Here is a 25,012-nt window from a genome sequence, read left to right as displayed (position 1 = left end):
GCACACGACGTGCGGATCATGAGTGCTCCCATTGAGGACTACGCCCTCATCAGCGACCTGGAGACCGCCGCCATGGTCGGCAAGGACGGTTCCGTCGACTGGCTGTGCCTCCCCCGCTTCGACTCGCCGGCCTGTCTGGCCTCGTTGCTCGGCACGGAGGACAACGGCTTCTGGCGGGTCTCCCCGGTCACCCGCGGGTCGTGCACACGGCGGGCCTACACGCCGGACACGCTGGTTCTGGGTACCTGGTGGGAGACCCCCACGGGGACCGTCCGGGTCACCGACTTCATGCCGCCCCGCTCCCAACTGCCGTGCGTCGTCCGGGTGATCGAGGGGCTCTCCGGCGCCGTAGCCATGCGCAGCGAGCTGCGGCTGCGCTTCCACCAGGGTCGGGTCGTGCCCTGGATCCGGGCCGTCGACCAGTGCGCGGTGGCGGTCGCCGGCCCGGACGCCGTCTGGCTGGACACCGACGGGCCCGTGCGGGCACTCGACCGCGAGGACTCCACGGTGTACGACTTCACCGTCCCGGCCGGACGGCGACTGGCCCTGACGCTGGTGTGGTCGCCCTCCCATCTGCCCGAGACGCCCGCGCCACTGTCCTTTCCGGCCGAGACCCTCCTGAAGGAGACCAGCGACTACTGGCGGCGCTGGAGCGCCCAGTGTCGCTACGAGGGACCGTGGCGGGACGCAGTCGTGCGCTCCCTGATCACGCTGAAGGCACTCACCTACGCCCCCACGGGCGGCATCGTCGCGGCGCCGACCACCTCGCTGCCCGGCTGCATCGGCGGGGAGCGCAACTGGGACTACCGGTACTGCTGGCTGCGCGACTCCACGCTGACCCTGTCCTGTCTGCTGCGCAGCGGCTACCGGGAGGAAGCGGCGGCCTGGGTGGACTGGCTGGTGCGGGCCGTCGCCGGCGACCCCGCCCATCTGCAGACCGTCTACGGCGTCGGCGGTCAGCGACTGCTGCCGGAGACCGAGGCACCCTGGCTGCCCGGCTACGAGGGCTCGCGGCCGGTCCGGTTCGGCAACTTCGCGATGAACCAGTTCCAGCTCGACGTCTACGGTGAGGTCCTGGACGCCCTCTGTCTGTCGCTGCAGGCCGGGATCCCCATGCCGCCCCATGTCTGGAGCCTGGTGGAGGCGTTGATGGGCCATCTGCTGCGCCACTGGCGGGAACCGGATCACGGGCTGTGGCAGGTGCGCGGCCCGGGACGGCAGTTCGTCCACTCCAAGGTCATGGCCTGGGTGGCCGCCGACCGCGCCGTGCGCATGGGCGAAGTACTCGGCCGCAACGGCTCGTCGGGCGAGTGGCGTGCCATGCGGGACGAGGTGCACCGCCAGGTGTGCCGTGAGGGCTGGGACGCGCGCCGGCGCACCTTCGTGCAGTCCTACGGCTCCTCGGCCCTGGACGCCTCGGCGCTGCTGATGCCCCGGCTCGGCTTCCTGCCGGCCTCGGACGAGCGCGTGCGCGGCACCGTCCGCGCGATGCGGGGGCTCGATCACGAGGGATTCGTACGGCGGTACGCCACGGACGGCGACGGCGGGCACGAGGCGGACGGCGTGCCCGGCCCGGAGGGCGCGTTCGTGTCGTGCTCCCTCTGGTACGCGGACGCCCTCGCCGCGACCGGCCACCCGGAACAGGCCCGGGACGTCTTCGAGCGCGTCCTGGCCGTCCGCAACGACGTCGGCCTGCTCTCGGAGCAGTGGGATCCGGAAATGGGCCGCCAACTGGGCAACGCGCCCAAGGCGTTCAGCCACATCGCCCTGGTCGAGACGGCGTTCGGTCTCAGCGCCGCCGGCCTGGGCGCCTCGGGCCGCTGAGCGCCGGGCCTCAGTGCTTCGGATGCGGGCGTCGCGCGGCGCCCGCGTAACCGTGCGGGTTGACCTGCTGGAACCGCCAGGCGTCCCGGCACATGTCGGCGAGGTCCCGGGTGGGCCGCCAGCCCCAGTCGAGCGCCACGGAGCTCGCGTCGGCGACCAGTTCGGCCACGTCACCGGGACGGCGGGGCACGATGTCGTACGGGATCGTCCGGCCGCTCGCCTCTGAGAACGCGGCGACCACCTCCAGGACCGAACTGCCCCGGCCGACACCCAGGTTGTACACGCGCATGCCCGGCGCGTCGGTGAAGTGGTCGAGTGCGATGCGGTGCGCCTCGACCGCGTCCATGACATGCAGGTAGTCCCGGACGGCGGTGCCGTCACCCGTGGGGTAGTCCCCGCCGAACACGCGGAGCCGTTCCTGCCGGCCTATGGCCACCTGCGCGACATAGGGCATCAGGTTGTCCGGGTCGCCGGCCGGGTCCTCGCCGAGCAGTCCGCTGGGGTGCGCACCGACCGGGTTGAAGTACCGCAGGCACAGCACCGTGTACTCGTGACGGCGCAGGCAGACGTCGGCGAGGATCTGCTCGCCCAGCCACTTGGAGGCCGCGTAGGGGTTGGTGGGCCGGGCGGGGGTGTCCTCGTCGAGCAGCCCGTGGCCGGCGTCGCCGTAGATCGAGCAGGTGGACGAGTAGACGAGCTGGTGGACGCCGTGGTCGTGCATGGACTGCAGCAGAGCGGTCAGGCCTCCGACGTTCGTGTCGTAGTACTCGACGGGCATCCGGGTCGACGGGCCCACCGCCTTCAGCCCGGCGCAGTGCACGACGGCGTCCACCGCGTGCCGGTCGAACACGGCCGACAGGGCCCGGCGGTCACGGATGTCCAACTCGTAGACGGCCCCCACGAAGCGCCCGGCGATGCGTTCCACGCGCGGCAGGACCTGCGGAGTGCTGTTGGAGTAGTCGTCGACGACGATCACCTCGTAGCCGTGATCGAGCAGTTCGACGCAGACGTGGCTGCCCAGGAACCCCGCACCCCCGGTGACGAGGATCGTCGACGGCGGGCCAGGAGACCCGGTCCCGTTGCCGGGAGGCTTCACCGGCGACGGCTTGCTGGGCGTCATGGCACGGAGACTCCTGACTACGTCCCGACGCCGTACGTTTACGACGTATATATACGACTTTGACTCCACCCTACGCGGGTGTCAAGAGAGGCTGCCGAGCCGCTCGTGACCTCGGACGGCCTGGCGAGTCCTCCGATCGCCCGCGTACGGTGTGATCATCCGCACTCACTCTTCGCAAAGGCGGTTCCAGATGGCCCTGTTCGACCTTCCGCTCGACGAACTGCGCGAGTACCGCAGCGAGTCCGTGGAGCCCGAGGACTTCGACGCGTTCTGGTCCAAGACCCTCGGGGAGGCCCGCGAGCACGATCTGGACGCCCGCTTCGAACCGGTCGACTCGGGGCTGTCCACGGTGGAGGTCTACGACGTGACGTTCGCCGGGTTCGGCGGTCACCCGGTGAAGGGCTGGCTGCGGCTGCCCGCCGGGGCCACGGAGCCGCTGCCGCTGATCGTGGAGTTCATCGGCTACGGCGGTGGGCGCGGCCTGCCGCACGAGAATCTGCTGTGGGCGTCCACGGGACGGGCGCACTTCATGATGGACACGCGCGGCCAGGGCAGCTCGTGGGGCGCCGGTGGCGGGACGCCCGACCCGGTGGGGGCCGCGCCGGCCTACCCGGGTTTCATGACCCGTGGCATCGACGCGCCCGAGAACTACTACTACCGCCGGGTCTTCACGGACGCGGTCCGCGCCGTGGAGGCCGCCCGCTCGCATCCCCTGACCGACGCCTCGCGCACGGTCGCGCTCGGTTCGAGCCAGGGCGGCGGCATCACGATCGCCGTGGGTGGCCTGGTTCCGGACCTGACGGCGATCGCACCGGACGTGCCGTTCCTGTGCGACTATCCGCGCGCGGCGACGATCACGGACCGCCACCCGTACCGCGAGATCGGCCTCTACCTCAAGACCCATCGGGGCCGCACCCAGGACGTGCTGCGCACCTTGTCCTACTTCGACGCCGTCCATTTCGCGGCCCGCGGCCGGGCACCCGCCTTGTTCTCGGCGGCCCTGGAGGACCTGACCTGCCCGCCCTCCACCGTCTTCGCGGCGTTCAACGCGTGGGCCCACGACGAGAAGGCGATCGAGGTGTACGACTTCAACGACCACGAGGGCGGCGGTCCCTTCCACGAGGCGGCCAAGCTGGACTGGCTGCGCTCGCACGCCTGAGAGGGCCCGTATGGAGACGCGTGAGGCCGCGGAGCGGTTCGTCCGGGTCTGGGAACGGGCCTGGGCGGAGCATGACGTGGAGGCGTTGCTGGAGCTGTACGCCCAGGACTGCGTGCACCGCTCGATGCCGTTCCGCGAGCCGCATAGGGGGCGCGCCGAGCTGGCCGGGTATCTGCGCTGGTCGTTCGCCGGCGAGCGGGTGACCGACGTCCGGTTCTCGCCGCCGGTCATCGGCCAGGACGGTGTCGCCGTCGCCGAGTTCCGGGTCCTCGCCGAGGAGGACGGGGCGCCGTCCACACTCGCCGGCTGCGTCTTCGTGCGCTTCGACGCAACGGGGCTGGCCGTCGAGACCCGCGACTACTGGCACACGGCCGCGGGGCACCGGGAGCCGGAAGGCACGCGGTTCTTCGTCTGAGTTCGGCCTGTCCGCCACCTTCCGCCCAGTCCGACCAGTCGGTACGTTCGATGGGCCCGGGTCGCAGTGTCGCGGCCCGGGTTTCCGGCGGACGACGAAGGACGGCCCATGACGGAGCACGAGACGCAGGCGCACGGGCACTGCGATCCGCGGTTCGCGGCGGTGCGGACGGCGTTCGAGACGAACTTCCGGGAGCGCGGGGAGCTGGGCGCCGCGGTCGCCGTCAGCATCGACGGCCGGACGGTGGTCGATCTGTGGGCCGGATGGGCCGACGCGGCGCGCAGCCGCCCCTGGGAGCGCGACACGCTGGTCAACGTGTGGTCGACGTCGAAGGGGCCGACGGCGCTGTGCGCGCACATCCTCGCCGACCGGGGACTGCTCGACTTCGACGCGCCCGTAGCCGCGTACTGGCCGGAGTTCGCCGCCGCGGGCAAGGAGCAGATCCTCGTCCGGCATCTGTTGTCGCATCGCGCCGGCCTGTCCGGACTGCGGGAGCCGCACTCGCTCCAGCAGCTCTGCGACTGGGAGTTGACGACGCAGCGACTCGCGGCGATGGAGCCGTGGTGGGCGCCGGGGTCGGGGTCCGGGTATCACGCGTTCACGTACGGCTTCCTGGTCGGGGAGGTCGTGCGGCGCGTGTCGGGGCTGCTGCCGGGGGCGTTCCTGGAGCGGGAGGTGACCGGCCCGCTGGGGATCGACTTCGCGATCGGACTGCCGGAGAAGGACTCCGGACGCGTGGCCGAGCTGGTGCAGCCGCCGGTGGCGACGACCAGCGAACAGGCCGCTGTCTTCAGCCAGTTGGCACCCGCGGCGCTGGCCGCGCTGGCCAACCCCGCCCTGGGTGCCGCGGAGGCCAACTCGCCCGAGTGGCGGGCCGCCGAGATCCCCGCCGCGAACGGTCACGGCACGGCGCGGGCGGTCGCCGCGCTGTACGGGATCTTCGCGGGCCGAGGGACACAGGAGGGCCGGCGCGTCCTCTCCCCCGAGGCGGCCGAGCGGGTGCGCGAGGGACAGGGCCGCTGCCTCGATCTGGTGCTCGGCGCCGGACTCGGTAGGGAGACGGAGATCGGCCTCGGCCTCTGGCTCAGCGGCCCGAACGGCTCGTACGGGCCCAACCCGCGGGCTTTCGGACACGACGGCTACGGCGGCTCCTGCGGTCTGGCCGACCCGGAAGCGGGAGTGTCGCTGGGCTATGTGATGAACCGGATGGGCCCTCATATCGCCGATGACCCGCGGAAAATGGCACTGGTGGAAGCCCTGTACAGCGCTCTGTGAGGGCCGGTCGAGGCGGGCCGTTTCGGCCGAAGTGGCAGGCCGCTCTTCCCTGTTGGTTTAGACCAATGCTTGGATCTGGTGACGCAAGGAGCCCGCACGGCTACGACACGTCACCAACAGGAGGCGCGGCATGGCCCGCACCACCCCGCACGACCGCCCGCTCGCCGAGGAACAGCCGCTGTACTGGAGGATCGCCACGAAGCTGCTCGGCGAGCTGCGCGACGGAACCGTTCCGCCCGGCGAACGGCTGCCGGGGGAACGGCAGTTGGCGGAGCACTTCGGGGTCAGCAGGGAGACCGTACGGCAGGCGCTCGAGGTGCTGCGCCGCAGCGGTCTCGTCGCCACCGACCGGCGGGGCAGTCATGCCACGCTGCCCGGGCTGCCGGTGGAGACCCCGGCGTCCCTCACCTTCCCGGTCGGTGCCCTGGCCGCGAGTCCGGGCGCCGCGGACCGGGCCACGGTCACCTGGGAGACACCTCCGCCGGAGCACGCCGAGGCCCTGGGGCTCGCCCCGCACCGGCCGACCCTGGTGCACCGCTACGAGTCCGCGGGCGCCGACGGACGCGGCCGGCGCACGGCCGTGACCTCCTTCTCTGCGGTGGCGCTCGCCGAGGTGGCGGAACTGGGCCGCTATCGCGACCGCGCCGACGGCCGCGGGTCGGCCCAACTGCGGCGCGCCTACGACTGGATGCGCAAGGCGGGCCTCACCCTGCACCACCGGGACGCCATCACCCGGCTCCCGGGTGCGCCCTCGGTGCGGGTCACGCGGCGCGTGCACGACCAGTACGCCCGCCCGCTGGAGGTCACGGACCTCGTCGTGGACGCCCAACAAGACGCCTTGGTCTACGAGTTCACGCTGCCCGCGACGGGCTGAGCGCGTACGACCCGCGACTGCCGGACCAGCGCCAGCAGCCTGCCGACCGCCGACCAGACCGCACTGCCTCGGGGACACAGGTCGCCGTGCGGCGGTCGGCGGCGGGTGAGATGCCGGAGCCGGCCGGCGGCGGACCAACTCCCTCAATCCAGGCGGCGTCGCGCCACCACCATCCGCACGCGCGGGCTTCCGTCACGCCGCAGCCCGAACTCAGGGAGAGCCTGCAGCTCCACCTGGAAGCCGGCGCGTGCCAGTTCGCTCCGCACCTCACCGAGCCGGAAGGCCCGGTAGTACATGACGAACGGCGGCCGCCACACGGCATTGCGCACCCGCATCACCGCGTCGAAGCCGAGCAGCATCCAGTAGGCGAGGGACGTGGGACGCGGCGGGGCCACGACCGGGAAGGCGAAGCATCCGCCGGGCCGCAGGACGGAGTGGACCTGCGCGAACAGCCCCGGCAGCTCGCGGGGCAGGAAGTGACCGAACGCCCCGAAGCTCACCACGAGGTCGAAGGCGGGGGCGAAGGGAAGCGCACGGGCGTCCGCGCGGACCCAGGCGACACGCGGCTGCCCCACCCGCACCCGCCGCCGGGCCACGTCGAGCATGCCTGCGCTGAAGTCGACGCCGGTGACGCTGCGCCGGCAGATCTTGGCCAGCACGTCGGCACCCGCGCCCGTCCCGCAGCACAGGTCGAGGCCGTCGTCGTACGAGCCCGTCCGGGCGAGCGCCGCCGTCACGGTGGAGAGCACCGAGTCCGGCGTACGGAACGGCGTGTGGTCGAACTTCGGGGCGAGCAGGTCGTATCCGCGCTCGACCGACGACAGTGCCTGGACGGCGAGTTCGCGCAAAGTGGGGCCTTCGGGGCTGAACATCCGCGTCACCCCGCAGCGACACGCTGCTTGAGGACGGCGAGAACGCGCTCGCACCAGCGCAGGTTCTCCTCCTCGAAGGAGATTCCGGCCAGCAGCGTCAGGTACGGCCCGATGCGGTCGGACTCACGCAGGTACTCCTCCTCGGTCCGCCCGCCGAGGAGGCGGCCGCGGACGCGTTCGTAGCGGTCGAGTTTGCCGCGCGCCCACGTCATGCGCTCCTCGATCAGGCTGCGGGCGGCCTCGGGGTCCTCCATGGCCTGCAGCTTGATCAGGAGTTCGTCGCGGATGGCGGTCGGCCGCCGGGGCGGCTCGGCGGCGAAGGCGCGCAGGTCCTCCCGTCCGGCCTCGGTGAGCGTGAACATCCGCTTGTTCGGCCGCCGTTCCTGCTGCACGAACCGGGCCTCGACGAGGCCGTCCTGCGCGAGGCGCTCCAGCTCCCGGTAGAGCTGCTGAGGGGTCGCGGGCCAGAAGTTGGCGAACGAGACGTCGAAGGCCTTGGACAGCTCGTAGCCCGAGGCCTCGCCCTCCAGGAGGGCGGCGAGGACGGCGTACTTGAGGGACATGTGGACACGTTAACAGCAGGTGATTATTCTCATCGGCACCTACTCAACTAATTGACTACGAGGTGATCCGATGCGCGCGTTCCGCGAGGCGGTCGAGGCAGGCGACGTCGACGCCATGGAGGCCCTGCTGGCGGAGGACGTCGTCTTCACCAGCCCGGTCGTGTTCAAGCCGTACCCCGGCAAGGCGATCACGGCAGCGATCCTGCGCGGTGTCGTGCGGGTCTTCGAGGACTTCCGCTATGTGCGTGAGATCAACGACCCGGGTGGCCGCGATCACGCGCTCGTCTTCGCCGCGCGCGTGGGCGACCGGGAAATCACCGGATGCGACTTCCTGCGGGTGAACGAGGACGGCCTGATCGACGAGTTCATGGTCATGGTCCGTCCACTGTCGGGCGCCCAGGCTCTCGCCGAGGCCATGGGGGCGCAGTTCGACCAGATCCTGAAGGAGGCGGAGGCCCGGTCGGTGTGACGGCCGCGCCCGGCCGACCGGTCAGCCGCCGGCTCGGCACTCCGCGAGCCGCTTCTCGAGGAACCTCCGTTCCGCATCGTTCTCCACCAGCTCCAGCGCCCGCCGGTACGCCTCGGCCGCCTCCTCCGTACGGCCACTGCGGCGCAGCAGATCGGCGCGGGTGGCCGGCAGCAGGTGGTACCCGGCCGGCTCGCCCTCGTCCTCCAGCTCCGCGACCAGGGCGAGGCCCTGCTCCATGCCCTGGGCCATGCCGACGGCCACGGCGCGGTTGAGGCGGACGACGGCGGAGGGCACGAGGCGGGCCAACTCGCCGTACAGGGCGGCGATGTCGGCCCAGTCCGTCTCCCCGGCGGTGGGTGCGGTGGTGTGGCAGGCAGCGATGGCGGCCTGGATCTGGTACGGCCCGGGGCGGCCGCGCCGCAGCCCGGTTTCCAGCAGGGCGGCGCCCTCTTCGGCCTCCGCCCGGTCCCAGGCCGCGCGGTCCTGGTCCTCCAGGGTCACCAGATCGCCCGCGGCGTCCACGCGCGTGTGCCGGCGGGCGTCGTGCAGCAGCAGGAGCGCGAGCAGGCCGAGCACCTCGGGCTCGTCAGGCATGAGGCGGGCCAGGACGCGGGCCAGCCGGATCGCCTCGGCACACAGGTTCGTGCGGACGAGATCGGCGCCGGCGGTGGCCGCGTACCCCTCGTTGAACAGCAGGTAGATGACGCCGAGCACGCCCGTCGTGCGCTCGGGCAGCAGGTGCGCGGGCGGAACCCGGTACGGGATTCCGGCGTTGCGGATCTTCCGCTTGGCACGCACCAGGCGCTGCGCCATGGTCGCCTCCGGGACGAGGAAGGCGCGGGCGATCTCCGGTGTGGTCAGTCCCGCGAGCGTCCGCAACGTCAGCGCGACCCTGGCCTCGATGGGCAGCGCGGGATGACAGCAGGTGAAGATCAGCCGCAGCCGGTCGTCCTGGACGCCGCTGTCGTCACCGTCGTCCTCGAGTTCGTACGACGGCTCGTCACGGGCCGACACCGCCACCTCCCGGAGTTTCGCCGCCCCCACCGCCTCCCGGCGCAGTACGTCCAGGGCACGGTTGCGGGCGGTCGTGGTCAGCCAGGCGCCGGGGCGGCGCGGCACTCCGTCGCGCCGCCAACGGTCGAGGGCCTGGGCGAAGGCGTCCTGCGCGCACTCCTCGGCGAGGTCCCAGTCGCCGGTCACCCGGATCAGGGTGGCGACGACCTGGCCCCACTCCTCTCGGTAGGCCGCGGCGACGGCCTTCTCGACATCGGGCACGGTCACTCCCAGACCGGCCGCACTTCCACCGCGCTGCCGGCCAGCGCGGCCGGGTGGCGCGAGGCGAGGGCGATGGCCTCGTCCAGGTCGGCGACCTCGATGAGGTCGAATCCGGCGACGTACTCCTTGGTCTCGGCGAACGGGCCGTCGGTGCGCAGCACCTCCCCGCCGCGCACCCGCACGGTGACCGCGTCGGCTGGCAGTGCCAGCCGGTGGCCGTGCAGTCGTACGCCGCGGTCGCCGAGCCCCTCCACCCAGGGTTCGACGGGGGCCATGCCCGAGGCGTCGGCGGTGTCGTCGCCGCAGACGAGCAGCATGTACTTCATGGATCCTCCCGGTCCTCATGAGCTTCCTACACCCCACCGACGAACGGGACGGGTCCGGATCGACACCTCTCCCCCGGGCGGATGCCCGGAATAGAAGAAGTCCCACGCACGTTGGCGTGTGGTACGGTGCTGTCAGCACTTGTGTACGCCCTGTTGTGGGCGCCGGTGCCAGTTCTCCTTCAGTTCGCCGGTCGACGCACCGGCTTCGCCTCATCACCTCGTGACCGGTGGTTCTGCCCTACCCGAGGTGTTGTTCCCGCCGCCCGAAGGCGCTCTGTCCGCCTTCCCGCTGTCCGCGGCTCACCCCTTCCTTCCGCATGTCTCATGTCTTCCGTCCGTGAAAGGACCCATCACCATGACCGCCCCCACACTCGAAAACCCTCCTGTCCAGCAGCAGCTCCCGGCCCGGACCGTCACGGGCGTCCTCGACATCGACGCGAGCGGCAAGGGCCACCTGCGCGCCGAGAGCTGCCTGCCGTCGCCGTCCGACCTCCAGCTTCCCGCCGCGCTGATCCGCCGGTACGGCCTGCGCAAGGGCGACCTCGTCGAGGGCGTACTCGGCGACCGGCGCGCCCTCACCGAAGTCGCCCGCGTCAACGGGCGCACCCCCGACAAGAACCGCCGCCGCTTCGGCGAGCTGACGCCGCTTCACCCGCGTGAGCGAATCCGTCTGGAACACCCGGCGTCCGGCCTGACCGGGCGGGTCGCCGATCTGATCGCGCCGGTCGGCAAGGGCCAGCGCGGCCTGATCGTGGCCCCGCCCAAGACCGGCAAGACCGTCCTGCTGCAGCAGATCGCGGCGGCCGTCGCCGGCAACCACCCGGAGTGCCGCCTCATGGTCGTGCTGCTCGACGAGCGCCCGGAGGAGGTCACCGACATGCGGCGCTCGGTGCGGGGCGAGGTGTACGCCTCGACCTTCGACCGGGCGCCCAAGCAGCACATCGCCCTGGCCGAGCTCGTCATCGAACGGGCCAAGCGGCACGTCGAGGCCGGCGAGGACGTCGTGATCCTCTTCGACTCCCTGACCCGGCTGTGCCGGGCACACAACAACGCGGCCGCGTCCGGTGGCCGTACCCTCAGCGGCGGCGTGGACGCAGCGGCGCTGCACGGGCCCAAGCGGTTCTTCGGCGCCGCACGTCTGGCCGAGGAGGGCGGCTCGCTCACCATCCTCGCCACCGCGCTGGTCGAAACCGGCTCCCGGGCCGACGACTTCTTCTTCGAGGAGCTCAAGAGCACCGGCAACATGGAGCTGCGCCTGAGCCGGGACCTCGCCTCCCGCCGCGTCTTCCCCGCCGTCGACATCAACCCGTCCGGCACCCGCCGCGAGGAACTCCTCCTGCCCCCGGCCGAGTTGACCGCCGTACGCGGCCTGCGCCGGGCCCTGCAGACCCGGGACGGCCAGTCCAACCTGGAGACGCTCCTGGACCGCATGCGCGAGACGCCCGACAACGCGACGTTCCTGCGGCGGATCCAGCCGACCCTGCCGACGGACGGGGCGTGACCGCGAAGACCGAGGCTTGACCGGCCCCGTTGCGACCCCGCGTGCGGCATCCGGGTGCTCGCCGGTCGGTCTCGGCCCGGGCAGCGCAGTGTCCGCCGTATGCGTTCCTACGTTGACGGTATGACTATCGGATTTCCCTCTCGGACTCTTGCGGCCGCCTGCGCGCTCTGCGCGGCCGGGCTGCTGGCGCTCGCGCCCGCCGCCGCGTTCGCCCGCAGCGGGCACGACCCCGATGCGACGGGCGGATCTCGGGCGAAGACTCCGCGGCCGGCGCTGCTGTACCGGCCCGGCACCCATGTGCGGCCGACCGGCGGGACGCCCCGACTGCCGCAGGTCTCCGCACTCTCGTGGCTGGTCGCCGACGCGGGAACCGGAGAGGTGCTCGCCGCGCACGACGCGCACCGGAAGCTGCCGCCCGCCAGCACCTTGAAGACACTGTTCGCCCTCACCGTGCTGCCGACGCTGCCCGTCGGCATCCGGCACCGGGTGCGGGAGGAGGAACTGGCGGGGATCGGGCCCGGGAGCAGTCTGGTGGGGGTCGCCGAGGGCCATACGTACCGCGTTGCCGATCTGTGGCGCGGGGTGTTCCTCAGCTCCGGCAACGACGCCGTGCGGGTGCTGGCCGCGCTGAACGGGGGCTGGCGCGTCACGGCCGCCCGTATGCAGGACAAGGCCCGCTCGCTGGGCGCCCTCGACACGAAGGTGGTGTCGCCGGACGGTTACGACACCCCCGGCCAGGTGTCGTCGGCGTACGACCTGGCGGTGTTCGGCCGGGCGGGGCTGCGCAACGCGGACTTCGCGCGGTACTGCGGCACGGCCGAGGCCTGGTTCCCGGGCCGGAACGGCTGGTCGTACGAGATCCGGAACACCAACCGGCTGCTGACCGGCGCGGACGGCGTGGAGCCGTATCCGGGGCTGATCGGCATCAAGAACGGCTACACCAGCAAGGCGGGCAACACGCTCGTCGCCGCCGCCCGCCGGGGCGATCGCACCCTGGTCGTCACGGTGCTGAACCCCCGGGCGGGCGGGTCGGCCGTCTACGAGGAGGCCGGCGAGCTGCTCGACTGGGGGTTCGGCGCGGCCGGGCGGGTCGAACCGGTGGGGTCGCTCGACGCCTTGCGGGTCAAGCCGAGGCCGGAGCCCGTGAAATCGCCGGTGGCGGCGGAGGTGGCACCGGAGGGCGGGCCGGCCGAGGTGGGCTGGGCCGAGGCCTGGGCGATCGCGGGCGCCGCCGGCATGGGGGCCGGTGCCACCTCACTGGTCTTGCGCGGCAAGGTCGTCGAGCGGTCGGAGGAGGCCTGACCGACCGGCAGGCGGAGCAGCAGGCCGAGGGTGATCCAGGTGTACGCGTTGCTGCCGAGGAAGCCGTCCACGCCGGACGCGTCGTCGAACCACAGCCACACCACGCTGGTGCACAGCACCGCGTACAGGGCGCCCGCGATGCGTGCGTGACCGGCGCGGATCAGGACGGCGAAGGACGGCAGCAGCCACACCAGGTGGTGGACCCAGGTGATCGGGCTGACCAGACAGGCGGTCAGCCCGGTGAGCGCGAAGGCCGCCGTCCACTCCCCCGCCGCGACCGCCCGCCGGGTACGCGCCACCCAGACGCCCAGGACCAGCAGGACCACCACCGACCAGACCGCGCGGTCCGCCACGCCCAGCCTGGCCAGGATGCCTTGCAGCGACTGGTTGGAGACATAGTCGAGGCGGCCCACCCGGGTGGTGTCCCACATGGCGTGGGTCCAGTAGAAGCGGGAGGCGTCGGGGGCCACCCAGGCGGCCAGTGCCGTCGCTGCCGCGGCAACGGCCGTCGCCACGGCGGCGGTTCGCCAGCGCCGGGCCACCAGCAGCAGGCCGATGAACGCGGCGGGCGTCAGCTTGACGGCCGCCGCGAGGCCGATGCCCACGCCCGCCCGGCGCTCCCGCCCCGTGGCCAGCAACCAGCAGTCGAGGAGCACCAGCGCCAGCAGCAGGACGTTCACCTGGCCGAAGCTGACGGTGTCCCTGAGCGGTTCGAACACCGCCAGCGCGCAGGCGGCGAGCGCGCAGCCGTACCAGCCGTAACGCCGCCAGGCCGGCCCGGCCAGGACGCGCAGCGCGAAGGCCAGTGCCGCCAGGTCGAGCAGCAGCGCCACGGCGATCGCGACGTGCAGATCGACCAGGGCCATGGGCAGCATGACGACGGCGGCGAACGGCGGGTAGGTGAAGCCGTACGTCGTACCGGGCACCCGGTAGTCGTAGATGCGGCCGCCGTGGTGGATCCAGCTGTCGACGGTGCCGTAGTAGACGCGCAGGTCGAACCAGTCGCGCAGCAGCGGCACGGTCGCGGTGAAGACGGTCACCGCGGTGGCGAGTACCAGGACCAGGGCGAGCCGGGCGCGGTCGGTGCGCGGAAGTCTCATGCCGTGCGCTCCAACGCCGGGGCCTGCGCCGCCAGATGCGCCTGCCACAGGACGACCACGGCGAGCGCGCCCCCGGACACGGCCAGCACCAACTGGCCGACGTCCGCGGGGCCGCCGCTGGGCAGGACGGCCAGTGCGAGCACCCCGGTCAGGGCCGCCACCCGGTGCCGTACCGAGGTGCTGGGCGCGGCGGCGGCGATGAGGAACAGGCCCCACAGGGCGTACCAGGGGCGGATCGCCGGTCCGAAGGCGGCCACGGCCGCCAGGCTCAGACCGAGGGCGTACACCGGGCGCGGGCGCCAGCGCCACCATATGAGGATCACGAGGACCGCCGTGAGGACGAGGCCGAAGACGTGCCACACCGGAACGGCCAGCGGTGCCAGATCGCTGCCGATCTTCTCCAGCAGTGAGGCGGTGGCCCGGCCGAGCAGGCTGGTGAGCGCCCAGTTCTGCGGGGAGACCGGGGTGTCCAGGGCGCCTATCCAGCCGTATCCCGTACCGGCGACGGCCGTTGCGGCGACCGTGGTGCCGGCGGACGCGGCCACTGTGGTCAGCACGGCCTTGGCCGGGTGGTGGCCGGCCCGCATCTGCAGCAGCACGACCGCGGCGAGACCCAGCGCGGCGGGCGCCTTGACCAGGGCGGCGAGCGTGACGAGTACGGCGCCGACGATGGGCCACCGGCCGAGGGCCGCGACCAGTCCGGCGCCGAGCAGGCCGAGCATGATGGCGTCGTTGTGGGCACCCGCGACCAGGTGCAGCAGCACGAGCGGATTGAGGGCGCCCAGCCACAACGCGGCGGCCGGGTCGGCGCCACTGTGCCGGGCCAGGCGCGGCAGCGCGGCCGCCATCAGCGCCACCCCGAGCAGTGCTATCAGGCGCATACCGAGGAGCCCGGCGGGGAGTTCGCCGCGGGTCAGGCCGGACAGCGCGGAGGCTACGCCGAGGAACACGGGGCCGTACGGTGCCGCTGTGTGCCGCCACAGCGGGGCGACCTCGTCCGCGAGCGGGCCGCCGAGGTGCGCGGGCCCGTACGCGTACACGTCGATGTGGGCGTCGACCATGGCCCCTTGGGCGAGGTAGCTGTACACGTCCCGGCTGAACAGCGGCGGCGCGATCAGCAGGGGGGTGGCCCACACGGCAAGCACCAGCAGCAGGGCGCGCGGGGTGGGCGGGTCGGCGCTGCGCACGAGCCGGCCGAGCAGCAGCCACGCCGCTATCAGCAGGACGACGCCGAAGTACACGCCGACCAGGCCCAGGGCCGCGTGGACCGAGGACGGTGCCAGGAGTTCCCGGACCGGCAGCGCACCGGCCGTCTCACCGCCCAGGGCGAGGATGGCGGTGCCGGCCAGACCGAGTATCTGACAGCGGCGGAGATCGACGGGGAAAGCCATGGCCAACACTCGGTCAGGGTGTCAACGCCGGGTGGCCGGAAAGCGACGCGGGACCTTCGGGGCGGCGGCCTGCGTGTGACCGCCGTGTGATCCCTCCCGGTCAGGGCTCAGAGGAACCGGGAGCTGGACACCGGGCCCGATGACGTGAGGCCCGCCCGGTCGCCGCGCAGCCAGGAGCCGCGGACGGCGGTGACGAATTCGGTGAGCCTTTCGACCGGGTCGGCCGGCGTCTCGCCGTCGCCTTCGTCGGCCGACGGATCGGCCGCCAGGATCTGCGCGGCGATCTCCTCCTCCGGTCGGTCGTCGGGGGCGCTCCGCTCCACGTTCCCATCGTCGTCCACCCTCAGCTGCCCCTCCCAGGGTGCTGTCGCCGACTCATGCAGCAGGGTGACGCTGTCGGCGGTGACGACCGGCGGGTCGGTCCAGTTGCTCGCGTGCTCGTGCAGCACCTGTCCCGGTGCCCGCTCGAAGAGCCCGCCGAGGATGTCCGGGCCCCGGTCCGCCCCGGCCACCTCGTTCAGGTCGTACGCGACGACGACCGTGTCCGGCCGGTCGGGCGCGAACGGCTGCGTCGGCAACTGGAGCACCTCGGCCGCGGCGAGACCGAGGATCCTGCTGCTTCGGTCGGGCAGCAGGGACACCGACGCGGGAGACATCCCCGCGGCGCCGAGCACCGCCTTCAGCCGCAACAGGCCCCGCAGGCACTGGTCGTGGGAGTCCTGCAGCCACGCGTACCGCCCGGCCATGCCCGCGTCGAAGCCGTACGGGGACAGCGTGCCGAGCACGGTGCCGCCGATGACGTACTGCCATCCCCGCAGATCGGTGAGGTCGAGCGAGCTGACCGCCTTCGCGCTCGCGGCCCGCTCCAGCATGCGGCGCTGGCGGGCCTGTGCGGGCAGCCACATCGCGTCGTCCGGATCGGACAGCAGTGTGTGCTGGTTTCGGGCCAGAGCGAGATCACCGGCCATGAGGGCGTTGAAGACCAGAAGATAGCGATCCGGCCAGTCGGCGAGTCCGCTCTCGCGGGCGGTCAGGACGTCCACCGCTTCGCGGTGCCGACCTTCGCGCTCGTACGCCGAGACCAGCTCACGCAGGACCGCCGCCGAACCCGGTGCCTGGTTCAGTGCCTCGCGCAGGGCGGGTATCGCCAGGTAGGGCACGCCGCGCTCGACGCACGCGTACCCGAAGTCGTAGAGCGCCTGGGCCTTTTCGGGGCGGGCGGCCAAGGCGGTCGCGGCCGCGTGCAGATCGTCGAAGCCGGCGGACCCTGCGGCCCGGGCGACCACGACAGCGACCTCGCCCAGCGGCACGTCGTCGACGCCGTGCCGCAACTGGCGCAGGGCTCCGGGGATGTCCCCCTCGTCGAGGGCTTCCCAGGCCTTGAGCAGCTCGGGGTTCTTCGGTCGGCAATTCTTGCGGGAGAACATGCAGAGGATCTTCACCGACGACCCAAGATCCCCTCAACTGCATTACGGAGGGGAGCCCCTCAGAAGACCGACAGCCCGGTGAGCGTCGTGAAACGGTCCAGGGCCGCCACTCCCGCCACCGAGTTGCCCCGCTCGTCCAGTCCCGGACTCCACACGCACAGTGTGCACCGGCCCGGTACCACCGCGATGATGCCGCCGCCCACGCCGCTCTTGCCGGGCAGGCCCACCCGGTACGCGAAGTCGCCTGCCGCGTCGTAGGTGCCGCAGGTCAGCATCACCGCGTTGACCTGCTTGGCCTGGCTGCGGGTGAGGAGGCGGGTGCCGTCGGCGCGGACGCCGTGGCGGGCCAGGAAGGTGGTGGCCAGGGCGAGGTCGGCGCAGGACGCCTTGAGGGAGCACTGGCGGAAGTACTGGTCGAGCAGGACCGGCACGGGGTTGTCGATGTTGCCGTACGACGCCATGAAGTGGGCCAGGGCGGCGTTGCGGTCACCGTGCGTTGACTCGGAGGCGGCGACGTCCTTGTCGAAGTCCAGGCCAGGGTTTCCGCTCTCGGCACGAAGGAAGGCCAGCAGCTCCCCCGCCGCGTCGCCGGTACGGGTATGCAGGCGGTCGGTGACGACGAGCGCGCCCGCGTTGATGAACGGGTTGCGCGGGATGCCGTTCTCGTACTCCAGCTGCACCAGGGAGTTGAAGGGGTTGCCGGAGGGCTCGCGGCCCACGTGCTCCCAGAGTTCGTCGCCCTCGCGGGCCAGGTCGAGCGCGAGGGTGAAGACCTTGGTGATGGACTGCGTGGAGAACGGCTCGCGCCAGTCCCCCACGCCGTACACCGTGCCGTCGAGTTCCGCGACGGCCATGCCGAAGCGGCGTGGGTCGCGGGCCGCGAGTGCCGGGATGTAGTCGGCGGGCCGGCCGCGGCCGGGGGTCCGCCCGATCTCCTCCGCGATGCGCTCCAGGATCGGCTGGAAGGTCAGTGACGACGTCGACGCTGCCATGATCACCATTGTGCCTCCCTGCCGGTCCCGGTGCGCATCCGGATGATCGTGCCTGGTCAGGCCAGAGCCTGGCCACTGCCCGCGACGACCTCCGGCCGCAGCAGGTCGGCGAGGGTCTCGGCGGGCAACAGGCCCTTCTCCAGGACGAGTTCGGCTACGCCCCGCCCGCTGACGAGGGCTTCCTTGGCGATGTCGGTGGCCGCCGTGTAGCCGATGTGCGGGTTGAGGGCGGTGACCAGGCCGATGGAGTTCTCCACGGTCCGGCGCAGCGCCTCGGTGTTGGCGGTGATGCCGTCCACGCAGCGCTCGGCGAGCGTCACGCAGGCGCTCTGCAGATGTGTGATGGACTCCGACAGGGAGTGCAGGATGATCGGCTCGAAGGCGTTGAGCTGGAGCTGTCCGGCCTCGGCGGCCATGGTGATGGCGACGTCGTTGCCGATCACCTCGAAGGCGACCTGGTTGACGACCTCGGGGATCACCGGGTTGACCTTGCCGGGCATGATCGACGAACCGGCCTGCACCGGCGGCAAATTGATCTCCCCAAGGCCCGCGCGCGGACCGGAGGACAGCAGCCGCAGGTCGTTGCAGCTCTTGGAGAGCTTGACGGCGATGCGCTTGAGCACACCGGACATCTGCACGAACGCCCCGCAGTCCTGGGTCGCCTCCACCAGGTTGGCGGCGGTGACCAGCGGCAGCCCGGTGATCTCGGAGAGGTGGCGGCGGGCCGCCTCGGCGTACCCGGCGGGTGCGTTGAGGCCGGTGCCGATGGCCGTGGCGCCCAGGTTGATCTCATGGATCAACTCGACGGCCTCGGCAAGACGGGACCGGTCCTCGTCAATCATGACCGCATACGCCGAGAACTCTTGACCGAGCGTCATCGGCACGGCGTCCTGCAACTGTGTACGGCCCATCTTGAGCACGTCACGGAACTCGACGGCTTTGCGGGCGAAGGCGTCCTGCAGTACAGCCATCGCCTTGAGCAACCCGCGCACCGCGAACACCGTCGCGATCTTCACGGCGGTCGGGTAGACGTCGTTCGTCGACTGCCCCAGGTTGACGTCCTCGTTGGGGTGCAGGAACTGGTACTCGCCCTTGGCGTGGCCCAGCAACTCCAACGCCCGGTTGGCGACGACCTCGTTGGCGTTCATGTTGGTCGAGGTGCCGGCGCCGCCCTGGATGACGTCGACCACGAACTGCTCGTGCAGCTTGCCGGAGCGGATCTCCCGGCATGCGGCGACGATCGCGGCGGCCTTCTTCGGGTCCAGCAGCCCGAGCTCCTCGTTGGCGAGGGCGGCGGCTTCCTTGACGGCGGCGAGGGCGTCGATGAGGTGCGGGTAGGCGGAGATGGGGGTGCCGGTGATGGGGAAGTTCTCCGTGGCGCGCAGGGTGTGGACACCCCAGTAGGCGTCGGCGGGGACGTCCCGGTCGCCCAGCAGATCATGCTCGCTACGGGTGACGGCGGTCATGAGAGTGACGGTTCTCTTTCTGATGAGGTGAGGGTGAGCGCCCCTTCAGGGGCGCGGGGAACTGCGCGACCAGCCACATTCGGCCCGCAGTCGCCGAACAAGAAATCCGGCATATCCTTAGGCGCAAGCCGGAACCACGACCGGCTCAAGCGAGCGAACGGGCCGCACGCACCCGACCTCCCGACCGCCCCCGAGAAGCGCCTCTCCCTGAAACTCGGTGAGCAGTTCCGGATCAACCCCGGCCCAAGCAAGCGCCGCCGCAGCCACCGGCACCCGCGCCCGATTTGCCCCGTCGGCAATCTTCACGGCAGCGGCCCGCCCGTCCGGCAGGGCAGCGACCTGAACGCCCTCGAACCCGTCCTTGGCAAGCAGCCCCGGCACGGCCCGCATCAACGCCGCCACATCCCGCCCGGCGCCGGACGCCATCTCGGCGTGCTCACGCATGGCGTCGGCAACCCGAGCCTCGGGCGTGCCCGGCGCTGCGGTGGTGATGCGAGCGGCCGCACGGGCGAGGCCGTGCAGGGACACCGAGAAGAGAGGAGCCCCGCACCCGTCGACGGTCACCCGCGCGATCCGCTGCCCGGTGAGGTCCTCGACGATCTCGGCGATCGCCTGCTGCAGCGGATGCGCGGGGTCGAGACAGTCGTCCAGGGACCACCCGTTGAGCCGGCAGGTGTACAGCATGGCCGCATGCTTGCCGGAACAGTTCTGGGCGAGCCGGGAGGGCAGTCGGCCCTCCCGTACCCAGGCGTCCCGGACGACCGGGTCGAACGGCATGTCCGGCACGTTGCGCAGATGGTCCTCGGTGAGCCCGGCGAGTTCGAGGATGCGCCGGGTTCCGGCGAGGTGGCGTTCCTCGCCGGAGTGACTCGCCGCGGTGAGCGAGAGCAGCTCACCGTCGAGCGGGAGCCCGGCCCGTGCCATGGCGACGGCCTGGACGGGCTTGAGTGCGGAGCGCGGGTAGAAGGCGGCCTCGATGTCACCGAGCTGGAACTGGACCTCGCCGTCGGCGCCGAGGACGACGACGGAGCCGTAGTGGATGCCTTCGATCATTCCGCCGCGTATGAGGTGGGCGACGGGGGCGTGGAGGGGTTCGCGGACAAGGGGTGCGTCCGCTATGGAACTGCTGTACATCACTGCCTGGTTGTGGTGGGTCGATGAGGGTTCGTCGACCGGCGCGGATCTCACGCGTCGGCCTTGACGGAGGCGCGCTTGGCACGGCTTCGGATGCCGTACCAGCCCGCGACCAGCGCTGCGACGATCAGCGGCAGGCACAGCACGGTGGTGCGGCCGGCGCCTCCGTCGGCGTACATGAGGACCAGGACGGAGGCGAGGAAGGCCAGCGTCACGAGTTCGGTCCAGGGGGAGCCCGGCAGTCGGTAGCCGGGGCGGGTGAGCTCGCCCTTCTGGGTCTTCTGCCAGAAGAGCAGGTGACAGAGCATGATCATGCCCCAGGTGGCGAGGATGCCGATGGCCGCGAAGTTCAGCACGATCTCGAACGCCTCCGCCGGGACGACGAAGTTGAGACCGACGCCGAGGACACAGATACCGCTGGTCAGCAGGATGCCGCCGTACGGGACCTGGCTGCGGCTCATCACGCCGGTGAACTTCGGGGCGGAGCCGGACATCGCCATGGAGCGCAGGATGCGGCCGGTGGAGTACAGGCCGGAGTTGAGCGAGGACATGGCCGCGGTCAGCACGACCAGGTTCATGATGCCGCCGGCCGCCGGGACGCCGATGTTGGACAGCACGGTGACGAAGGGGCTCTCGCCCGCCTTGTACGACGACCAGGGCAGCAGCATCGAGAGCAGGACGACGGAGCCGACGTAGAACAGGCCGACGCGCCACATGATCGAGTTGATCGCCTTGGGCATGATCTTCTCGGGGTTCTCGGTCTCACCGGCCGCGACGCCGACCAGCTCGACGGAGGCGTAGGCGAAGACGACGCCCTGGACGATCAGCAGCATCGGCAGCAGGCCGTTGGGGAAAACGCCGCCGTTGTCGGTGATGAGGGACGGGCCGGGGGTGTGGCCGTCCACCGGCTGCTGGGTGACCAGCAGGAAGATGCCGATGCACATGAAGACGACGAGCGCGCCGACCTTGACGATCGCGAACCAGAACTCCAGTTCGCCGAAGATCTTCACCGAGATCAGGTTCACGGTGAGGACCACGGCCAGGGCTATGAGCGCGATCACCCACTGCGGGATGTCGGAGAACATGCCCCAGTAGTGGGTGTACGTGGCCACCGCGGTGATGTCGGCGATGCCGGTGGTGGCCCAGTTGAGGAAGTACATCCAGCCGGCGGTGTACGCGCCCTTCTCGCCCATGAACTCTCGGGCGTACGACACGAAGGCGCCGGAGGACGGGCGGTACAGGACGAGTTCGCCGAGGGCGCGGACGACGAGGAAGGCGAAGACGCCGCAGACCGCGTAGGCGATGAACAGGGACGGGCCGGCGTCGGCGAGACGGCCTCCGGCACCGAGGAACAGGCCGGTGCCGATGGCACCGCCGATGGCGATCATGTTGACGTGCCGGGACTTCAGCGACTTGCTGTAGCCGAGGTCTCCGGCGTCTACGTGACCGGACGAGGGGCGCGTCTCTTCTTTGAGGTGCTGTTCGCTCACGCCTCGGGTCCGCCTTCCGTGGGGCTGTCCGTGCGCGCGGGGCGCACGATGTCGGTGAGGGTCGTCTCGACGCGGTCGAGGTGATGGGCCATCGCGTCGGTCGCGTCGAGTTCGGAACCGTCGATCAGCGCCTCGACGATCGCCCGGTGCTCACGGTTGGACTGCTCGCGGCGCCCGCCCAGTTCGTTGAGGAAGGCCGACTGACGCGCCAGTGCGTCACGGATCTCCTCGATGACCCGGCGGAACACCGGGTTCTGGGCGGCCTCGGCCACGGCCAGGTGGAAGAGGGTGTCCATCGCGACCCACGCGGTGGTGTCCGTCTCCCGCTCCATCCGGTCGAGCAGGTGAGCCAGGTGGTCGAGGTTCTCCGGGGTGCGGCGCAGGGCCGCGTATCCGGCGACCGGGATCTCGACGTGGCGGCGCACTTCGAGCAGGTCGCTGGCCGCGTAGTCGCCGAAGGTGGGGTCCTCGACGGCGTTGGCGACCACGAAGGTGCCCTTGCCGGTCTTGGAGACCGTCAGGCCCATGGTCTGCAGGGCCCGGAGGGCCTCGCGCAGCACGGGGCGGCTGATCTCCAGGGTGCGGCAGAGCTCCGCCTCGGAGGGCAGCTTGTCGCCGATGGCGTACTCGCCCCGCTCGATGGCGCTACGGAGATGTGCCAGGACGGCTTCCATGGCGCTGACGCGTCGCGGGGGCTGTCCGGCTGTCCGGCTGTCTGACAGGTTCACGGGAGAGATACTCCGGGTGAGCCGTGGGTGGTGTCAAGGGAGCTGAAAGGAAAGATTCACCGGGTGTGACGCCTGAAAGCCGACTTCACACCCGGACCGGGTCAACGGTTGAGCACAGGTGGAACTGTTGATCAGCACGTCAACTGTTGATCACGCCCGCACCCAGCAGCCCGAACAGCGCCACTCCGACGACGATCCGATAGATCACGAAGGCGTTGAAGGAGTGCTTGGCGACGAACTTGAGCAGCCAGGCGATGGAGGCGTACGCCACGACGAAGGAGACGGCGGTACCGACGGCCAGCGGCAGCGCTCCCGTGCCGGTCGTCCCGAGGGCGTCCTTCAGCTCGTAGATGCCGGCGCCGGTCAGGGCCGGGATGCCGAGGAAGAAGGACAGGCGGGTGGCGGCGACCCGGTCCAGGTCGAGCATCAGGGCCGTGGACATCGTGGCGCCGGAGCGCGAGAAGCCCGGGAAGAGCAGGGCGAGAATCTGGGAGCTGCCGACGAGCATCGCGTCCTTGAAGGAGGTGTCGTCCTCCCCCCGCTTGTGCCGCCCCATCTGATCGGCCGCCCACATCACGCCACTGCCGACGATCAGCGAACCCGCGACGACCCAGAGCGAGGCGAGCGGCCCCTTGATGAGCGGCTTGGCGGCCAGGCCCACGGCGATGATCGGGATCGTCGCGTAGATCACCCACCAGGCGAACTTGTAGTCGTGGTGGTAGCGCTCCTCCTTGTCGCGCAGTCCGCGCAGCCACGCGGAGACGATCCGCACGATGTCCTTGAAGAAGTACACGAGCACGGCGGCGATCGCGCCGACCTGGATGACGGCCGAGAACCCGACGACCGCGTCGTCGTCGACGGGGATGCCCATGAGCCCCTCGGCGATCTTCAGATGGCCGGTCGAGGAGACGGGCAGGAACTCGGTCACCCCCTCGACGGCTCCGAGGACGACGGCCTGACCGACGCTGATGGCACTCATGGGATCCAGTTCCGGGGGTTGGCGGGACAGTGGCGCGCACTGTCCTACCAGGTCCGGGTGTGGACCGGTGGTGTACGACGCGTGGCCGGGTCGGCTACGACCACACCGACTGGGCGATCGAGACGCCGAGGAAGGCCGCGCCGAGGCCCGCGGTCACGCTCCCCACGATGTTGGCGACGGCGTAGAGTCCCGCCCCCGTCTCGGTCAGCCGCAGGGTCTCGTACGAGAAGGTCGAGTACGTGGTCAGCGCCCCGCACAGGCCGGTGCCCAGCAGCAGCTGGAGGTGGGAACCGGCGGCGCCCGCGGCCGCCGCGCCGGTGAGCAGGCCGAGGATCAGGCAGCCGGTGACGTTGACCGCGAAGGTGCCCCAGGGGAACACCGAGTCGTGCCGGGACTGCACCGCGCGGTCGGTGAGGTAGCGAAGGGGGGCACCGACCATGGCACCCGCGATCACCAGGAGCCAGTTCACGACGACTTCTTACCCTTCGTGTCCGATGTGCCCGGACGGTCGTCGCGGCCGACGTACCTGATGACCTCGCAGTCGTCGAGCGTCACCAGTCCTTCGGTGACGAGTTCGTCGAGCTGCGGCAGGAATCCCCGTACGCGTTCCTCGGTGTCGACGATCACGATCGCCACCGGCAGGTCCTCGCTCAGTGACAGCAGCCGGGAGGTGTGGATCAGGGAGGAGGCGCCGAAGCCCTCGATGCCGCGGAAGACGCTGGCGCCCGCGAGTCCGGCCGCGTGGGCGCGGTGCACGATCTCCGCATAGAGGGGCTTGTGGTGCCAGGTGTCGTTCTCGCCGACGAAGACGGTCACGCGCAGGGCGCGTCCGGTCAGCCTCGTCATGGCTGCCTCCACTTCAGGAGACGGCGGGTGGTCACCACCGCGAGCCACACCGCCGTCAGCGCCGCGACGAGCGTCACGGCGAGGTAGGCCAGACCGGTACGCGGATGGCCGCTGTCCACCAGCTTCTGGATGTCGACGGCGTACGTCGAGAAGGTGGTGAAGCCGCCGAGCACACCGGTTCCGAAGAACGGGCGGACGAGGCGGTGGGCGGCCCACACGTCGGTGATGACCACCATGAACACGCCGATCACGGCGCACCCGACGACATTGGTCCAGAAGGTCGCCCAGGGGAAACCGCCGGGTTGGGTGGGCCACCACAGGGACCACGCGTAGCGTGCCGTGGCCCCGACCGCTCCGCCGAGTGCGACCACCGCGACGATCGGCGCCTGGGTCCGCCAGGCGTGCCGCCGTGGGACGGGGGCGGGCGCGCGGAGGGTCTCGGTCTCCGGGGCTGTCATGGGCGTACGTCTCCTGCCTGGCCCTC

23 protein-coding genes and 2 pseudogenes are annotated in these 25,012 nt (G+C 71.2%); 8 read left to right on the top strand and 17 right to left on the bottom strand.

Annotated elements, in window-relative coordinates; genetic code table 11:
* The first annotated feature begins 18 nt into the window (after window positions 1-18).
* Window positions 19-1,824, top strand: a complete 1,806-nt coding sequence (locus ACZ7L6_RS09095; protein WP_471921404.1) for a glycoside hydrolase family 15 protein — start codon at window positions 19-21, stop codon at window positions 1,822-1,824.
* A gap of 10 nt (window positions 1,825-1,834) precedes the next feature.
* Here the strand turns inward: ACZ7L6_RS09095 and galE are convergent, their stop codons facing one another.
* A complete protein-coding gene (gene galE, locus ACZ7L6_RS09090; protein WP_471921811.1) occupies window positions 1,835-2,872 on the bottom strand; it encodes a UDP-glucose 4-epimerase GalE in 1,038 nt (345 codons plus the stop codon).
* A gap of 262 nt (window positions 2,873-3,134) precedes the next feature.
* Between galE and ACZ7L6_RS09085 the strand changes: the two genes are divergently transcribed.
* The 4 genes from ACZ7L6_RS09085 to ACZ7L6_RS09070 all read left to right on the top strand — a co-directional run bounded on the left by ACZ7L6_RS09085 (window position 3,135) and on the right by ACZ7L6_RS09070 (window position 6,667).
* Complete coding sequence (locus ACZ7L6_RS09085) at window positions 3,135-4,103, top strand: acetylxylan esterase (RefSeq protein ID WP_471921402.1); 969 nt, start codon at window positions 3,135-3,137, stop codon at window positions 4,101-4,103.
* Between the two features lie 10 nt (window positions 4,104-4,113).
* Window positions 4,114-4,518, top strand: coding sequence for a nuclear transport factor 2 family protein (locus ACZ7L6_RS09080; RefSeq protein ID WP_471921400.1), 405 nt, complete (start codon window positions 4,114-4,116; stop codon window positions 4,516-4,518).
* Between the two features lie 108 nt (window positions 4,519-4,626).
* The gene (locus ACZ7L6_RS09075; protein WP_471921398.1) at window positions 4,627-5,793 is read left to right on the top strand and encodes a serine hydrolase domain-containing protein; all 1,167 of its coding nucleotides are present in this window, start codon (window positions 4,627-4,629) and stop codon (window positions 5,791-5,793) included.
* Between the two features lie 130 nt (window positions 5,794-5,923).
* On the top strand, window positions 5,924-6,667 hold the full coding sequence (locus tag ACZ7L6_RS09070; protein WP_471921396.1) for a GntR family transcriptional regulator: 744 nt from the start codon (window positions 5,924-5,926) through the stop codon (window positions 6,665-6,667).
* A gap of 143 nt (window positions 6,668-6,810) precedes the next feature.
* Here the strand turns inward: ACZ7L6_RS09070 and ACZ7L6_RS09065 are convergent, their stop codons facing one another.
* Complete coding sequence (locus tag ACZ7L6_RS09065) at window positions 6,811-7,539, bottom strand: class I SAM-dependent methyltransferase (RefSeq protein WP_471921394.1); 729 nt, start codon at window positions 7,537-7,539, stop codon at window positions 6,811-6,813.
* A 5-nt stretch (window positions 7,540-7,544) separates the two neighbouring features.
* Window positions 7,545-8,102: a PadR family transcriptional regulator gene (locus ACZ7L6_RS09060; RefSeq protein ID WP_471921392.1), complete on the bottom strand. Its 558-nt coding sequence runs from the start codon at window positions 8,100-8,102 to the stop codon at window positions 7,545-7,547.
* Between the two features lie 70 nt (window positions 8,103-8,172).
* Between ACZ7L6_RS09060 and ACZ7L6_RS09055 the strand changes: the two genes are divergently transcribed.
* Window positions 8,173-8,571 carry a nuclear transport factor 2 family protein gene (locus tag ACZ7L6_RS09055; protein WP_471921390.1) on the top strand — a complete coding sequence of 133 codons (399 nt, stop codon included), beginning with the start codon at window positions 8,173-8,175 and terminating at the stop codon, window positions 8,569-8,571.
* A gap of 21 nt (window positions 8,572-8,592) precedes the next feature.
* Here ACZ7L6_RS09055 and ACZ7L6_RS09050 read toward each other — a convergent pair whose 3' ends face one another.
* Window positions 8,593-9,852, bottom strand: coding sequence for an RNA polymerase sigma factor (locus tag ACZ7L6_RS09050; protein WP_471921388.1), 1,260 nt, complete (start codon window positions 9,850-9,852; stop codon window positions 8,593-8,595).
* The gene (locus ACZ7L6_RS09045; RefSeq protein ID WP_471921386.1) at window positions 9,849-10,172 is read right to left on the bottom strand and encodes a YciI family protein; all 324 of its coding nucleotides are present in this window, start codon (window positions 10,170-10,172) and stop codon (window positions 9,849-9,851) included. Before ACZ7L6_RS09045 ends, ACZ7L6_RS09050 begins: the two co-directional genes overlap by 4 nt.
* A 255-nt stretch (window positions 10,173-10,427) precedes the next feature.
* On the opposite strand from ACZ7L6_RS09045, the pseudogene rho reads away from it, so the two are divergent.
* Together rho and ACZ7L6_RS09035 are read left to right on the top strand one after the other, a co-directional pair.
* Window positions 10,428-11,673: pseudogene (gene rho, locus ACZ7L6_RS09040) on the top strand (transcription termination factor Rho); the annotation flags it as partial.
* 99 nt (window positions 11,674-11,772) lie between these two features.
* Window positions 11,773-12,627: pseudogene (locus tag ACZ7L6_RS09035) on the top strand (D-alanyl-D-alanine carboxypeptidase family protein); the annotation flags it as partial.
* An 83-nt stretch (window positions 12,628-12,710) separates the two neighbouring features.
* Here ACZ7L6_RS09035 and ACZ7L6_RS09030 read toward each other — a convergent pair.
* The 12 genes from ACZ7L6_RS09030 to crcB (ACZ7L6_RS08975) form a co-directional block, all read right to left on the bottom strand.
* Window positions 12,711-14,075 (bottom strand): glycosyltransferase 87 family protein, encoded by a 1,365-nt coding sequence (locus tag ACZ7L6_RS09030; RefSeq protein ID WP_471921384.1) that lies wholly within the window; start codon window positions 14,073-14,075, stop codon window positions 12,711-12,713.
* Window positions 14,072-15,466, bottom strand: coding sequence for a polyprenol phosphomannose-dependent alpha 1,6 mannosyltransferase MptB (gene mptB / locus ACZ7L6_RS09025; protein ID WP_471921382.1), 1,395 nt, complete (start codon window positions 15,464-15,466; stop codon window positions 14,072-14,074). Before mptB ends, ACZ7L6_RS09030 begins: the two co-directional genes overlap by 4 nt.
* A 107-nt stretch (window positions 15,467-15,573) precedes the next feature.
* Window positions 15,574-16,893 (bottom strand): tetratricopeptide repeat protein, encoded by a 1,320-nt coding sequence (locus tag ACZ7L6_RS09020; RefSeq protein WP_471921380.1) that lies wholly within the window; start codon window positions 16,891-16,893, stop codon window positions 15,574-15,576.
* A 59-nt stretch (window positions 16,894-16,952) separates the two neighbouring features.
* Entirely contained in the window at window positions 16,953-17,894 is a 942-nt protein-coding gene (locus ACZ7L6_RS09015; RefSeq protein ID WP_471921378.1) for a glutaminase, read from the bottom strand.
* 47 nt (window positions 17,895-17,941) lie between these two features.
* Window positions 17,942-19,351, bottom strand: a complete 1,410-nt coding sequence (gene aspA, locus ACZ7L6_RS09010; RefSeq protein ID WP_471921376.1) for an aspartate ammonia-lyase — start codon at window positions 19,349-19,351, stop codon at window positions 17,942-17,944.
* A 117-nt stretch (window positions 19,352-19,468) separates the two neighbouring features.
* Complete coding sequence (locus ACZ7L6_RS09005; RefSeq protein ID WP_471921809.1) at window positions 19,469-20,485, bottom strand: asparaginase; 1,017 nt, start codon at window positions 20,483-20,485, stop codon at window positions 19,469-19,471.
* Window positions 20,486-20,535: 50 nt separating this feature from the next.
* Entirely contained in the window at window positions 20,536-21,975 is a 1,440-nt protein-coding gene (locus tag ACZ7L6_RS09000; protein ID WP_471921374.1) for an amino acid permease, read from the bottom strand.
* Complete coding sequence (locus ACZ7L6_RS08995) at window positions 21,972-22,649, bottom strand: FadR/GntR family transcriptional regulator (protein WP_048586660.1); 678 nt, start codon at window positions 22,647-22,649, stop codon at window positions 21,972-21,974. The genes ACZ7L6_RS09000 and ACZ7L6_RS08995 overlap by 4 nt, the downstream gene beginning before the upstream one ends.
* Before the next feature lie 193 nt (window positions 22,650-22,842).
* The gene (locus ACZ7L6_RS08990; protein ID WP_471921372.1) at window positions 22,843-23,682 is read right to left on the bottom strand and encodes an undecaprenyl-diphosphate phosphatase; all 840 of its coding nucleotides are present in this window, start codon (window positions 23,680-23,682) and stop codon (window positions 22,843-22,845) included.
* Between the two features lie 94 nt (window positions 23,683-23,776).
* A complete protein-coding gene (gene crcB, locus ACZ7L6_RS08985; RefSeq protein WP_471921370.1) occupies window positions 23,777-24,151 on the bottom strand; it encodes a fluoride efflux transporter CrcB in 375 nt (124 codons plus the stop codon).
* On the bottom strand, window positions 24,148-24,528 hold the full coding sequence (locus ACZ7L6_RS08980) for a DUF190 domain-containing protein (RefSeq protein ID WP_471921368.1): 381 nt from the start codon (window positions 24,526-24,528) through the stop codon (window positions 24,148-24,150). The genes crcB (ACZ7L6_RS08985) and ACZ7L6_RS08980 overlap by 4 nt, the downstream gene beginning before the upstream one ends.
* Window positions 24,525-24,986 (bottom strand): fluoride efflux transporter CrcB, encoded by a 462-nt coding sequence (crcB, locus tag ACZ7L6_RS08975; protein WP_471921366.1) that lies wholly within the window; start codon window positions 24,984-24,986, stop codon window positions 24,525-24,527. The genes ACZ7L6_RS08980 and crcB (ACZ7L6_RS08975) overlap by 4 nt, the downstream gene beginning before the upstream one ends.
* Between the last annotated feature and the right edge of the window lie 26 nt (window positions 24,987-25,012).

The sequence above is a fragment of the Streptomyces sp. NPDC107522 genome, from assembly GCF_055657525.1.
The sequence above is the reverse complement of the archived record's forward strand: the minus strand, read 5'-3'. Positions and strand labels throughout refer to the sequence as shown.